The sequence below is a fragment of the Larkinella insperata genome (assembly GCF_026248825.1).
In the GTDB taxonomy this organism is placed as follows: domain Bacteria; phylum Bacteroidota; class Bacteroidia; order Cytophagales; family Spirosomataceae; genus Larkinella; species Larkinella insperata.
Genome location: NZ_CP110973.1, coordinates 2226742 through 2240661, shown reverse-complemented (window position 1 = coordinate 2240661; position 13920 = coordinate 2226742). Strand labels below are relative to the sequence as shown.

13 protein-coding genes are annotated in these 13920 nt (G+C 53.0%); 6 read left to right on the top strand and 7 right to left on the bottom strand.

Features of this window, described 5'->3' with window-relative positions; translation table 11 throughout:
* Positions 1-96: 96 nt before the first annotated feature.
* Positions 97-1389: a serine hydroxymethyltransferase gene (gene glyA / locus OQ371_RS09180; protein ID WP_265993471.1), complete on the top strand. Its 1293-nt coding sequence runs from the start codon at positions 97-99 to the stop codon at positions 1387-1389.
* A 67-nt stretch (positions 1390-1456) separates the two neighbouring features.
* Positions 1457-2335, top strand: a complete 879-nt coding sequence (tatC, locus tag OQ371_RS09175) for a twin-arginine translocase subunit TatC (protein WP_265993470.1) — start codon at positions 1457-1459, stop codon at positions 2333-2335.
* Positions 2336-2393: 58 nt separating this feature from the next.
* Here the strand turns inward: tatC and OQ371_RS09170 are convergent, their stop codons facing one another.
* A complete protein-coding gene (locus OQ371_RS09170) occupies positions 2394-2918 on the bottom strand; it encodes a hypothetical protein (RefSeq protein ID WP_265993469.1) in 525 nt (174 codons plus the stop codon).
* A 621-nt stretch (positions 2919-3539) separates the two neighbouring features.
* Between OQ371_RS09170 and OQ371_RS09165 the strand changes: the two genes are divergently transcribed.
* A complete protein-coding gene (locus OQ371_RS09165) occupies positions 3540-4661 on the top strand; it encodes a hypothetical protein (protein WP_265993468.1) in 1122 nt (373 codons plus the stop codon).
* Here OQ371_RS09165 and OQ371_RS09160 read toward each other — a convergent pair.
* The 5 genes from OQ371_RS09160 to OQ371_RS09140 all read right to left on the bottom strand — a co-directional run bounded on the left by OQ371_RS09160 (position 4651) and on the right by OQ371_RS09140 (position 9189).
* On the bottom strand, positions 4651-5511 hold the full coding sequence (locus tag OQ371_RS09160) for a pirin family protein (protein ID WP_265993467.1): 861 nt from the start codon (positions 5509-5511) through the stop codon (positions 4651-4653). The genes OQ371_RS09165 and OQ371_RS09160 overlap by 11 nt on opposite strands.
* 67 nt (positions 5512-5578) lie before the next feature.
* Complete coding sequence (murI, locus tag OQ371_RS09155; protein ID WP_265993466.1) at positions 5579-6403, bottom strand: glutamate racemase; 825 nt, start codon at positions 6401-6403, stop codon at positions 5579-5581.
* A gap of 18 nt (positions 6404-6421) precedes the next feature.
* Positions 6422-7465, bottom strand: a complete 1044-nt coding sequence (locus OQ371_RS09150) for an MlaD family protein (RefSeq protein WP_265993465.1) — start codon at positions 7463-7465, stop codon at positions 6422-6424.
* A 124-nt stretch (positions 7466-7589) separates the two neighbouring features.
* Positions 7590-8369, bottom strand: coding sequence for an ABC transporter ATP-binding protein (locus OQ371_RS09145; protein ID WP_265993464.1), 780 nt, complete (start codon positions 8367-8369; stop codon positions 7590-7592).
* Between the two features lie 4 nt (positions 8370-8373).
* The gene (locus OQ371_RS09140; RefSeq protein WP_265993463.1) at positions 8374-9189 is read right to left on the bottom strand and encodes an MlaE family ABC transporter permease; all 816 of its coding nucleotides are present in this window, start codon (positions 9187-9189) and stop codon (positions 8374-8376) included.
* Positions 9190-9394: 205 nt separating this feature from the next.
* Here OQ371_RS09140 and OQ371_RS09135 point away from each other — a divergent pair, with 205 nt between their 5' ends.
* Together OQ371_RS09135 and OQ371_RS09130 are read left to right on the top strand one after the other, a co-directional pair.
* Complete coding sequence (locus tag OQ371_RS09135) at positions 9395-10744, top strand: neutral/alkaline non-lysosomal ceramidase N-terminal domain-containing protein (protein ID WP_265993462.1); 1350 nt, start codon at positions 9395-9397, stop codon at positions 10742-10744.
* Between the two features lie 104 nt (positions 10745-10848).
* The gene (locus OQ371_RS09130; protein WP_265993461.1) at positions 10849-11760 is read left to right on the top strand and encodes a class I SAM-dependent methyltransferase; all 912 of its coding nucleotides are present in this window, start codon (positions 10849-10851) and stop codon (positions 11758-11760) included.
* On the opposite strand, the gene OQ371_RS09125 is transcribed toward OQ371_RS09130, so the two are convergent.
* Positions 11761-12891, bottom strand: a complete 1131-nt coding sequence (locus OQ371_RS09125; protein WP_265993460.1) for an MBL fold metallo-hydrolase — start codon at positions 12889-12891, stop codon at positions 11761-11763. It abuts the gene before it with no gap.
* A 166-nt stretch (positions 12892-13057) separates the two neighbouring features.
* On the opposite strand from OQ371_RS09125, the gene OQ371_RS09120 reads away from it, so the two are divergent.
* The gene (locus tag OQ371_RS09120) at positions 13058-13918 is read left to right on the top strand and encodes a glycosyltransferase family 2 protein (protein ID WP_265993459.1); all 861 of its coding nucleotides are present in this window, start codon (positions 13058-13060) and stop codon (positions 13916-13918) included.
* Positions 13919-13920: the final 2 nt, after the last annotated feature.

Here is a 13920-nt window from a genome sequence, read left to right as displayed (position 1 = left end):
GACAACGAGATTGCTGTTTTTCTCCGTACTTTTGTATCTGTTTGTTAAATCGTTATCCATTCATTGACCGCCAATCGTTTTGGCGAACCGTTACTTATGTCGACTACAGCCACCTCCGTTGCCCGTGATACGCAGGTATTTAACCTTATCGCCAAAGAGCAACACCGTCAGGAGTCCGGTCTTGAACTGATTGCTTCCGAAAACTTTGTATCCAAGCAGGTAATGGAAGCAGCCGGAACCGTCTTAACGAATAAATACGCCGAGGGCTTGCCCGGCAAACGGTATTACGGCGGATGCGAAGTGGTCGACGAAATTGAACAGATCGCCATTGACCGCGTCAAAGAATTGTTTGGAGCAACGTGGGCCAACGTACAGCCACACTCGGGTGCCCAGGCCAACACGGCGGTATTTCTGGCCTGTCTGAAACCGGGCGATACCATTCTGGGCTTCGACCTGTCGCACGGCGGTCACCTGACGCACGGGTCTCCGGTCAACATTTCCGGAAAATATTTCCGGCCGATGTTCTACGGCGTTGAAAAAGAAACGGGGGTGATCAACTACGATAACGTGGAAGAAACCGCCCAGCGCGAACGCCCGAAACTGATGATCTGCGGGGCGTCGGCTTACAGCCGTGACTGGGATTACGCCCGGCTGCGCGCCATTGCCGACTCGGTAGGCGCTTTGCTGCTGGCCGACATTTCGCACCCGGCGGGTCTGATCGCCAAAGGCTTGCTGAACGACCCGATGGATTACTGCCACATCGTAACCACGACCACCCACAAAACGCTGCGCGGTCCCCGGGGTGGGATGATCATGATGCGAAACGATTTCGAAAACCCGTTCGGCATTACTACCCCCAAAGGAGAACTTCGCCTGATGTCGTCGCTGCTCGATTCAGGGGTGTTCCCCGGCACGCAGGGTGGTCCGCTGGAACATATTATTGCCGCGAAAGCCATTGCGTTTGGCGAGGCTCTGTCCGACGATTTTGCGGACTACGCCGATCAGGTTAAGAAAAACGCGCAGGCCATGGCTTCGGCCTTCCTGTCGCGGGGCTACCAGATTATTTCCGGCGGTACGGATAACCACTTGATGCTGATCGACCTGCGCTCGAAAGGACTGTCGGGTAAACTGGCAGAAAACACGTTGATCAAAGCCGATATTACGATCAACAAAAACATGGTTCCGTTCGACGACAAATCCCCGATGGTGACGTCCGGTATGCGGGTTGGTACGGCCGCCGTTACAACGCGGGGCATGAAAGAATCTGACATGGAGCAAATTGTCGTATATATTGACGAGGTGTTGATGAACCACGACAACGAAGCCAAACTTCAGGTGGTGAGAGAAGAAATCAACTCCTGGATGAAAGCGTTTCCATTATATAGTTAATCCATTGCGGAAGGATGAGGGGCCGGACTACCGGACTGGCCCTTCCCCTTCACTCATTCCAAGTTAAATGAAGCCCATAGACCAAGAATTTGATAGCGAGAACGAGGTGGAAGACGGGTCAGAGATGACCTTCCTTGAGCATTTAGAGGAGCTTCGGTGGCACCTTGTCCGGGCGGTGGCGTCAATTGCCGTGTTTGCTATTCTGGCTTTTATCTACATTCGTGAAATTTACGATCTTGTTATTTTAGGACCTTCCAGTCCCGATTTCTGGACGTATCGGATGATGTGCAAGTTGTCCGAAAAAACAGGCTTTACGGATTTGTGTGTCGATAAACTGAACTTTACCCTTCAAAGCCGTGAGGTTGGCGGTCAGTTTACAATGGGTTTGACAGCCTCCCTGATGATTGGGTTGTTGTTTGCTTTTCCGTATGCTTTCTGGGAATTATGGCGGTTTATTGTGCCGGGTTTACGTACTTCCGAGCGCCGGGCAGCCCGGGGAGCCGTGTTTTTTGTAACGACCCTCTTTTTCTCGGGTGTCCTGTTCGGATACTACATTGTATCGCCCCTGGCTCTAAACTTTCTGGCTAATTTCCAGCTCGACCCACGGATTGTCAACGAGTTTGATATTACGTCGTATATTTCTACGCTGGCTACGCTGACGTTGGGTTGCGGTCTGACCTTTCAGATGCCGATTGTGGCTTTTGTGCTTTCAAAAATTGGCTTCCTGACGCCAAACTTCATGCGCGAGTACCGTCGCCATGCGCTGGTGGTGATCCTGATCGTTGCGGCTGTCATTACGCCTTCACCGGATATTTACAGCCAGATTCTGGTTGCGATGCCGCTGGCCCTGCTCTATGAAGTTAGTATCTGGGTATCTGGCTACGTGCAGCGTATGCGGATTAAAGATGAGCAGGCGCTAATGAAGAGTGACGGTTACGAAGATTAATCGGAAAGCGATTCAGAAAAAATCCTAATAAGGGGCAGCATTCGTTGCCCTTTTTTAGTTAAAATTTTCCGGTCAGGCCCAGCCGGAGGGCGGCTATCCCCCAACCCGCTTCGGCAAAACCGCCAACCTTTGGGCTGAAATGGTAAAAGCCACCGACGTGCACACCCGGAAAAAAGCCTTTCAGCCGGGGAACAAAGCGGCCGTCCTGTTCAAGCTGAGCGCGGTGGATGGCCGTGCGGGTGCCCACCGATAAACCCGCGTACGGATCAAACTTATCGTCTCCGATGCCCAGAACTTCAGCTAAATGGTATGAACCCCGTACCCCGAAATTAGCGTACTGCGATTTCCATCGCCGGTCCTCGACTTTCGTGCCGTAAATGGCGTAGTCAAAAAAGCCTCCGACGCTGATTTTATTTGGAAAGCCCAGTTCAAAGGACGCTCCGTTGCACAGCCCTCCCAAGGCGTACGTCTGCATCCCCAAGCCCAGGTTAAGCATCTTCTCAATTTTTTGAGATGCCTGCGGAAAACCGGGTGTTACGGCCATAAAGCCAGCTAGAATAAGACAGAGTAGTAGGTTCTTCACAAGGGTTATTATTACTGCCTTCGTTGTTTACTGTTCAGGAGAGAGGACGTTCGCAGCCATCCAACTGACAGGACAAAGGTGATAACGAAACCAGGCGAATTCAATCGTAAAAAGAATCAACTGAGAAAAGCACAAACTGAAGCGTTGAAAACCATACTTAAGTGGTAACCTGCTTCGTATGCACAATATCCCTATAACGAAAAAACCGGGTCGAAATTTTAATTTTATAGAAAACAATTGGACAAGACTAGCTGAAACTACCGTGACTTATAACTAAAACACAAGATTTTGCGAACGTATATTTCTGTAACTCTTCCTTTTCCCAAGACGAATCTCTCTGAACCTTTTCGGGCCGTGGTCACAAACGGATGCCGTTTTTATCAAGATTAAGCACCCGGATGATTCAACTTTACGCGGTTGCAGGAAGATGGAAAGGAGACCAACAGGGAAGGCGGAGTACACCGGTTAGCAAAAACAAAACCCCGGCAAGTGTCGGGGCCTGTAATTCTAACCTTTTTATCTATATTCTGAAGATACGCAGCCGTACCGAAAAGTGTTGCAGGGGCAGTAGTCAAAGAGAAGTTTGCGGTTAATTTTGCGGTGAAACACACCTCTTACTTTATGAAAACCGCTTGCATACCAATTTATCTGTTGTTCGCAGCTCTCTTTCTGGTCGAATGTAAAACCAGCCGTCCGACCACCGGCAACGCCACACCCGCGCTGCGTGCTTCGATTGAGACCGAGAATCTGCTTTCCTGCTGCGACTTCGGCACAAAAATGCCCGACGGTAATCCGGTCTGGTGTGAGGCATCGGCGGTCCTGTACGACAACGGAACGGTTTTCATCGCCAACGACAAAGACATGCCCGCTGGCTTCAGCTCAGTATTCACCAAGCCTTGGAAAAGTTTAGCCGACTCCACCGTCCGGCCGACCCCCCTGCTGGCGGAAGCTTTCCGGACCGCCCGGAAATACGAAGATTTTGCCAGCAACAAGGATTATGTTTTTCTGACTACGGCTTTCGACCGGGTCAAGCCGGGCTCGACGGACTGGGACGGCTACAACACCGTCTTGTACTGGAAAAAAGGTCAGGAAGCGAACCCGCAGGTGCTGGCACCGGAGCGGGATGCCAAAAATTCGGTAGCCTTCCGCCAGCAGCTCAGCACGCTATTGGCGCAAAATCGTCCCGCCTTTCCAAACGGAATGCCGTACTTCAAAATTGAAGGCCTGGCTGCGACGGATACGCTGCTGCTGTTTGGAATTCGGGAGGAAGGCGAAAAATTCGATACGTTCGATTACCGGGTCCGCGTTGTAGCCGTCTCCTTTTTTGTGGAAAAGACCGGAACCAGTGAGCGAATCCTGCTGAAAAATAACTGGCGGATTGTAACCGATTTTGATCCGTCAACGGTTGCCGAGTTACCCAAACCGCTGGCGCTGTCGAGTCTTGAATACGACCGGACCCGCAATCTGTTCTGGCTGCTGACTTCCATCGAAAGCAACGGCCAACTGGATGCCTACGTGTGGACGGTAAAGCCCGAAGATCTCCTGAATAACCGTCCGCCGACCCTGTTGCGGGATCCCGAGGGCCGGCCGGTGCATTTCAATCACAAAGCGGAAGATCTGACGTTTCCGGATGCTCAACGCGTGCTGGTGATTCACGACGACGATCGCGCCAAGACGAAGGTAGGCACGCAGATCCGTCAACCCAACCAGGCCGCGTACACCGTCCTGAAAGTTAATCCGTGAGCGTCCCCATTCGCCCGCTCTGGTAGTCCATCACGGCCTGACGAATTTCCTGTTCGGTATTCATCACAAAAGGGCCGTGCGAGACCACCGGCTCGTTGATGGGTTCGGCCGAACCGAGCAGAATACGCGAGTTGTCTGTCGCCCGGACGTGCAGTTCGTCACCGTCGTTGTTGAAAACCACCAGCGCCCGACCACTTACTTCGCGTCCGTTGACCACCACAGACCCGTTCAGAAGGTAGAACAAAACAGTCCGGGAAGTCTCCACCTGGCGGACAAACGAACCACCCGGCAGCAGGGTTACGTTCGCCAGTTCGACGTCATAAACTGGCTGGATCGGGCCGGTAATGTCGTTCCAGGTTCCGGACGTAACGGCTACCGTCACGTTGCCGTCGTCGAGCGTCAGGTCAGGAATCGCATCTTTTTGCAAACCCACGTAGTGCGGGTCAACGCCTTTAAACCGGGCCGGTAGGTTCGTCCAGAGCTGAATGAGCTCAACCGGCCCGCCCTTTTCCCGGAACTCTTCGGACGACCCTTCCGAATGCACCAGCCCCCGGCCCGTCGTCATCCATTGAATGCCGCCGGTCTGGATGGTGCTCGAAAAACCGCTGCTGTCGCGGTGCCGCACGTCACCCTCGTAAATAAACGTTACGGTTTCAAACCCCCGGTGCGGGTGCGGTCCGAACGGCAGGCCGCTGTTGTGAGCGGAAAACGTTGTCGGACCGTGGTGGTGCAACAGTAAAAAGGGATCAAGCTGGTCGAGCCCGTTGGCCGGAAGCGGCTGATGCATCGTCAGAGGGCCAAGTCTCTGGGCCTGCGGTGTGATGACGGCCTGAATGGTACGCTGAATCATATCGTTTGCAGACAGAAGTCTGGTTTGTTTTTACGCATCAACAACCCTCCTTTTTCAAAATCGTTCGTTACAGTTTCAGCCAGTTAGCCTGGACGGGTTCCCCCCAGAACAACGTGGCTTTCTGTTCGAATTCTTCCGCCGAGTCAGTTGTGTAAAACTTCAGGCTATGGCCTTTGGTGCATTGAGCGTCGATTTCCGGATGGCGATGCAGGTAATCCGCCAGGCTGTGGGCCACAATATCCCCCTGGCTCAGAATTGTTAAATTGTCAGGTGCAAACCGCCGGATTTTGGGCAGCAGCAGCGGGTAATGTGTACAAGCCAGCAAGAGGGTGTCCATCTCCGGCGATTGCTCCAGAAGTCGCTCCAGGTGTTTTTTGACGAAGTAATCAGCTCCGGGGCCGTCGTGCTCGCCATTTTCAACCAGCGGTACCCACATCGGGCACGCTTCCTGGTAGACACTCAGGTCCGGAAAAAACTTTTCAATCTCAACCGTGTACGATTCCGACGTAACCGTTCCGCGCGTTGCCAGAATTCCGACGTGCCCGGTTTTCGAATACCGCCCGATTACTTCCGTTGTGGGCCGGATAACGCCCAACACCCGCCGATCCGGCGCAATAACGGGCAAATCGAGCTGTTGAATGTTTCGTAGCGCCTTGGCCGAAGCCGTGTTACAGGCCAGGATCACCAAACGGCAACCCATCGCAAACAAGTGCTGAACGCATTCGAGTGTGTAGTGATACACCGTTTCGAACGAGCGGGTGCCGTAGGGCGTGCGGGCGTTATCGCCCAGGTAAACGTAATCATACTGGGGCAACTGCCGAACGATGGATTTCAATACCGTCAGACCACCGTAACCGGAGTCGAACACACCAATGGGTTGAGTTGGAGCCATGCCGCAAATATACGGCTTTTACTTCTGCACATTCGTGTCGGCCGGGGACTGGGCTGCCGTAGCGCTCTTTTGCTTGGCCTGCTCTTTGGCCCGGCGCCGGAAGAAGCCACGGAACAGGAAGTTGTGTTGCAACGCTTCCATGTTCTCATCGAGCTTCTGGCTGCTCGTTTCCAGGTTATGAATCGTGCTTTTGAGGTCCCGGTTCACAACTTCGTCGTTCAGCAAAGACCCGAGGGCATTGTTGTTGTTGTTCAGCTTTTCCGTTGCGCGTCGTACGTTGTCGGTGGCTTCGACGGCGGTGTTCGACACGGCCCGCAACCGGGCTGACGACGCCCGCAAATCCCGCACAATTGCCGTATCCGAAACCAGGTCGTTCGCCAGCGTGCCCTTGGTGTTGAGTTTGGCCGCAAACTGGTTCAGCGAGCCGGAAGCCGAGCTTAACGAACGGGTAACCTGAGCCGCACTGCTGGAAGCCGATTGCAGGTTGGTCATAGTATTCTTGAACCGGATGGCGATGGTTGAGTCCCGCAGTACGGCCCCCGCAACGCCTTTGCCTTTCAGCACTTCATCCAGAATCTTTTTGGCGTCGGTCGTCACCCGCAGCAGGTTGTTGTTGTTGGCCTGCAGGGTCGTCATGATTTCTTCGGTGTTGAGTGCCGCCTTGGAATGCAGGATATCGCCGTCTTCCACAACGGGAGAGTTGGTACTACCGCCGACAATTTCCACGATCTTGTTCCCGATCAGACCATCCGTACTCAAAGCCGCCTGGGCGTCTTTGCGAATGTACTGCTGAACATCTTCCTCAATGTTCATCGTCACTTCAACCTGGGAGTTGCCGTAAAACTGAATGCGACGAACGGTACCGACTTTTACCCCGGAGAACCAGACGTTGGCCCCGGACTGCAAACCGCCTACGTTGTTAAAAATGGCATTTACCCGGATGCTTTTGACAAACCGTTTTTGTTTTCCGCCCAGCACCATGATTCCGGTCACCAGAATAACGATGCCGATAAACACAAAAATACCGACGGAAATGGCCCGCTTATTTTCTGCAGCTTTCATTACGTGTTTTTTTAGGTATGGATTTCACTCCTAAATCCTTAATGTCTTAAATCTGAAATGGTTTATTGTCAGCGAACTAGAATCAAAGCTAACTCTAACGTATCAACGTTAAACTGGAGTACGGTCAATCAACAAAGTTGTACTCATAAAACTGTTTTACGCGCTCATCGTTCGGATCTTCAAAAATTTCTTCGAACGTACCCTGCCGTTCAAACCGGCCGTCGAGCAGCATCGCAATCCGGTCACCGACGGTTTTGGCGCAGGTCAGGTCGTGCGTGATGATGATCGAAGACGTATTGTGGCGCTCCTGTACCTCGTTGATGAGGTTGTTAATCTCGTTGGATGTTATGGGGTCCAGCCCCGCCGTTGGCTCATCGTAGAGCATGATCTGCGGTTTCAGAATCAGGGTGCGGGCAATCCCGATCCGTTTCCGTTGCCCGCCCGAGAGTTCCGATGGCATTTGGTTAATGGTCTGGCTTAATCCAACATCCTCCAGGGCTTCTTCAACGGCTTTGTTGATTTCTGCGCGGCTCAGGTTGCGAACGTTTCGGATCAGCGGAAACTCCAGATTTTCGCGAACGGTCATGCTGTCGTACAAGGCGCTACTCTGAAACGAAAACCCGATTTTGAGCCGCAGCGCGTCCAACTCCCGGCTGTTCAGCTGGTTCACATCCTGCCCCAGTACATTCACCGACCCTTCGTCGGGCTCCAGCAGACCGGAAATGATCTTAATCAAGACCGACTTTCCAGTACCGGAACGACCCAGCACAACCAGGTTCTCACCCTGGTATAAATCCAAATCGACCCCCCGAAGTACGTGCAGATCGCCAAACGAGATTTTCAGGTCCCGGATTACGATAACCCGTTCTCTCTGATCGTTAAGTCGCGGTTGTTTCGAATCCATAGCACTATACTTCACGAATGGCATTTACAATCTGCAGAGCCAGCAATTCTTCGATAAAGACCAGAAACATCGAGGTTACCACCGACGAGTTAGCCGCCCGACCAACGCCTTCTGTCCCCTTCGAGGAATGATACCCCTTATACGACCCCACCATACCGATTGTAAATCCGAAAACAATCGATTTGATTACGGTCGAGTTAATGTCCAGAAAAGAAATTGAGCTAAAGAATTGATCGACAAACGTCATGAAGCTGGTGGCTTCATTCTGGTGGACGTTGACGTAAGAGCCAAGCATCCCCAGCAAAATAAAAAACATGGCCAGCGTGGGAATCATGAAGGTAGTAGCCAATACCCGGCTGACAACCAGAAATTTAAACGGATTCGTTCCCGATACTTCCATGGCTTCAATCTGCTCCGTGACGCGCATCGAGCCCAGCTCGGCCCCGATGTTGGACCCGACCCGCCCGGAAGCGATCAGGGCCGTCACCAGCGGGGCCAGCGCCCGCACCAGCGCGATGGAAATCAGCGAGGGTAGCCAGGAGGTAGCCCCAAACGTAGCCAGCGACGGACGCGACTGGTTAGTGAACACAATCCCGGTGATAAAACCCGTCATTGAAATCAGAGGCAGCGAACGAACGCCCACCTCGTAACATTGCCGGACGATCTCCTTGCCTTCATAGGGCGGAACAAATACTTCTTTAAAAAATTGCGCAATAAACGATGACACATCGCTCAGCGCCAGGAACATACGATCGAGCCGCCGGGTAACCACCGGTTTGGTCGACGAGTCACTTTTTGATGGGGTTGTGCTGGCTTGCATTAGTAAAAATCAATGGAACCGGGCAAAATTAATTTATGGTTTATTATTTACCGTTTTTAGTTACCAATACTCGAAAATCAGCAGAATCTCTTCCGATCAAGACCTGAACCGCAACCGATAAATTCCAAACAGCTTTTTTGTACTCTCTAATAACTGGTTTTGAGGATACAAGGTTAGATTTTGTTAGATTTGGCATTCGAAAATCATGAAATACCTGCGTATTCTCTTAAAATTCCTGCTGGGTCTGGTCGGCATCATCCTGCTTTTTCTGGCCGTCAGCCTGGCACCGGTCAGCGACACCCCCTACCGCCAAACTGATTATTATTCGCAGACCCGGCAACGACTTCTTCATCTGCCCAAGCCTCCTAACCCCCGAAGCAGTTTGCAGGCGGGTTGGGCCAAAGTCAACCTGACGCCTTCTTTTACCACGCCAACGGGTGGCTACGGGGTCCGCCGGGGAGAACACTGGAAAACGGTTTCCGATTCCATCTACGTCCGGACCGTTGTGCTGACCAACGGCAGCACCAAGGTAGCCCTTGTTGCCCTGGATCTCCTGATTACGCCCCCCACCGTAACAGACCAACTCAAAAAAAGATTGCCGGAAGTCGGTTTTCGGTGGGAGAATGTATTCACCGGGGCCATTCACAGCCACAACAGCCTGGGCGGCTGGGCTCCCGGCCTGGTCGGCGGGCTCTTCGCGGGCGATTTTGACCAGCGGGTGGTTGATCATGTTACCAATGCCGTCTTGAAATCAATTACGCTGGCGCAGCGGCAACTCGCACCGGTGGAAATTGGTTTTACGCAGATTGCAGCTCCCGAACTGGTGTACAACCGCATGAACGACGAAGGAAAAGTAGACGGTAACATCCGGCTTTTGAAGCTTCAGAAAAAGACCGGTGAATCGGCGCTGCTTTGCACCTTTGGCGGCCACGCTACCATCTTCCGGGCTTTGGATGCGCAGTACCTGAGCCGCGACTACCCGGGCGTGCTGGTCGATCAACTGGAAAAACAAACGGGAAGCTTCGCTTTGTTTATGGCCGGATCGGTGGGGAGCACGGGCTCGAAAGTGCGGGAAGAAAAAAACGTTTTCAGCACCATCCGGACCTACGCCGACAGCCTGACAAACCGGATCATCCCCGCCCTGCCCCAATTGAAGACTAAACCGGACAGTACGCTGGAACTGCTAACCCTGCCGCTCGACCTGCGCGAACCCAACGCCCGCGTCGTTGGAGACTGGCGGGTGCGGCCCTGGCTGTTTTATTCCGTTTACGGCGATTACCCGTCCGATCTGAAAGCGCTGCGAATTGGTCGAACGGTGTTGCTCGGCACGCCCTGCGACTTCTCGGGGGAGCTGATGGCCAATCTTCTGCCGCTGGCCGACCGGAAGAAACTCAACCTGATGGTTACGAGCTTTAACGGCGGTTATGTCGGTTACATTACTCCCGACAAATATTACCACAAACAGGCTTACGAAACGCAAACCATGAACTGGTTTGGACCCGAAAATGGCGCATACTTCGTGGAAATGATGCAGGGTCTGCTGACCCGGCTGTAATCAGGGACATTTTCCGGCAAAAATAACCGCATTAATTAGGAAAGATTTGCAACAGCACTATATTTGCGTGCACAAGTAACAATAAGTTTCTTCCTGAACCCGGTATGAAAACCCTGATTAAAGCCCTGCTACATTCCATTCCGTACATCAGAAATATGCGGCTTCAACTGGAGCGCTATCAGACCATGTATCCTCCCGGCCATTATTACAGCCCCATTGTGGATGCCAGGGAGCTGGCTCCGATACGGACAATCATTTTTTCGAGAAAATCCCGGCCCATTGAAGGCATCGACTTGGGCAGGCACGCGCAGTTTCAGCTTCTGCAGGCCTTCGCGTGGCATTACTATGATAGCGTTCCCTTCCCGGCGGACCAACAATCTGATTTTCGGTACTACTTCGAAAATGACCTCTTCAGCTACGGAGATGCCATCATTCTGCATTCTATGCTGCGCCATTTCCGCCCCCGCCGTATTATTGAAGCCGGATCGGGTTTTAGCTCAGCGGTTATGCTGGACACCAGCGAGTTGTTCTTAGATAACGCTCTCACGCTGACCTGCATAGACCCCAATCCGGAACGGCTGCACAGTTTACTCCGCCGTGAAGACAAAAAAAATCTGACGGTGTTGGAAACGAAACTCCAGGTGGTTCCGCTGGAAACGTTTGACACGCTGGCCGAAAATGACATCTTTTTTGTAGACTCCACCCACGTCGCCAAAACTGGCAGCGATGTCAATTACATCTTTTTTGAAATTCTACCCCGGCTGAAAAGCGGAGTGCTTATTCACTTTCACGACATCTTCTACCCGTTTGAATACCCGGAAGAATGGGTGCTGGGCTGGAAAGGGTTCGGCTGGAACGAAAGTTACATGCTGCGCAACTTCATGATGTATAACGCGTGTTTCGAAATTGTCTTTTTCAATTCGTTCATGCACCAGCACTACGGCACCTGGATTTCGGAAAACATGCCCCTTTGCACCTACAATCCGGGCGGAAGCATTTGGCTGAGGAAGAAGTAGTCAGTCTGCTCCCCACCAGGGTGTGACCGGAAGCGCTGTTCCCAATACCACCACTTCACCAATCCGGGGAGTGGCGACTTTGGTGCCCAGTTCCGCCGACCGTTTGAGTAGCCGCTGAATCGGGTCGCGCCAGGTGTGCAGAGCCAGGTTAAATTTACCCCAGTGAATCGGGATGAGTACATCGGCTTTTACATCGAGCTGGGCCTGAGCCGTTTGTTCGGGCATCATGTGAATGTCGATCCAGTCTTCGTTGTAAGCCCCGCACTCCAGCAGCGCGATATCGAACGGCCCGTATTTCTCACCGACGGTTTTCAGGCCCGGATAGTAACCGGTGTCACCACCATAGTAAACTCGTTTCTGGGTTCCGAGCAGAGCCCACGAGCACCAGAGCGTTCCGTTCCGGTTGGTCAGGCCACGGCCGGAAAAGTGCCGGGCCGGGGCACAAACCAGCGTCAGATCGCCCAATTTGGCGGATTCATGCCAATCCAGTTCCGTAACCTGGGCCAGTGAAACGCCCCACTTTTCCAGGTGAGCACCCACACCCAGCGGCACAAAAAAATGCTTTACCTTACTTTTCAGTCGGATAAACGTTCCATAGTCCAGATGGTCGTAGTGATCGTGCGACAGGATCACGGCGTCAACCGCTGGTAATTCATCCACGTCCATGTAGTGATTGTACAGAAACCGTTTGGGTCCGCTGAAAGACGCAAACGAAGCCCGTTCGCTAAACACCGGATCGGTCAGCAACGTTTTTCCCTGAATCCGAATCAACAGCGATGAATGCCCGAACCAACTGATAGCCACCTGTTCCGGTCCGCCGTTTCCCGCAAAAAGCGCAGCGTCGAAAGGTACGGTTTGAATGGTATCGGTCGGCTCGGCACCCGGTACGCCGGTCAGCATTTTCCAGGTTGCGGAAACCATCTTGCCCGCCGACATATCAATGCTGGTCGGCACCAGATTCTGAAACGTGCCGTCTTTGTAATTGGGGGAAGCCTGCATTCGTTTCAAGCGCTCGCCCGTTGCGTTGGCCCCGAACTGGGGAGATAAATTGACGAAGGCAACAACGGCGAGGATCAGGACAAGTAGGAGCGAAACAACAACAAGGGCCATTCTTTTGATGACTTTTTTCATGGAAGCGGTAGGCTGCCGGTCAGGCATATGACGGAGAACAAGCGGCACCATCGGGTAGTTCCGGCACGGGCTTCAAAAACAGTGTGCCCGTATCCTCATCTTCCTCAACCCCGTCTGCCGGTCACGGTTGTAATCCTACCTGACGAATTGAACATTACCGCTGGCTATGCAAGATTGCTCCATTGTTGTGGTTACCCGCAACCGAGTTGATACCCTCCTTTGGACCCTGGATAAATTAAGCCGACTTCCCGAAAAACCGCCGTTGATTGTGGTTGACAATGCTTCTACCGATGGCACGCCCGAGCGGGTCAGACAGCACTTTCCGGAAGTTACCGTCGTAGCTTTGTCGGAAAATCGGGCCTGTTCCGCCCGCAACGAAGGGGTCCGGATAGCCCAGACACCCCTGGTGTCATTCTGCGATGACGATTCCTTCTGGGAGCCGGGTGCCCTGACCAAAGCCGTTGCTTATTTCAAACACTATCCGCACCTGGGCGTGCTGGCGGGTAAGGTTTTGGTTAATGAGGAAGAAACCGTGGATCCCGTTTGTGATGCTATGCAGAACAGCCCGCTAACGGACCCGCGCCCGCTTCCCGGACCGGCTATTCTGGGATTTGTGTGTTGCGCCGTGGTGGTACGGAAGACGGCTTTTCTGGAAGTAGGCGGCTTTCACCGGCGGTTTGCCATCGCGGGTGAAGAACGAATGTTTTCGGTGGATATGCGGACCCACGGCTGGAGCCTGGCGTACGCTGACGATATGGTCGCTCACCACTACCCTTCCCAACAGCGCAATTACTCGTTTCGGCAACAGAACATTACCCGCGATACGCTTTGGTACTACTGGCTGCGTCGGCCGTGGTACTACGCCCTGCGCCATACCCTGCTGATTCACCGCGCCAGCCGGTCGGACGCCGACGTGCGCAGAGGATACCGCACGGCTTTGAAGGCTCTCCCCTCTATCCTAAAAAATCGGCGGGTCGTTCCACCCGCCGTTGAAGAGCAAATTCTGAAAATCGAGAGTTTTTACTAAAC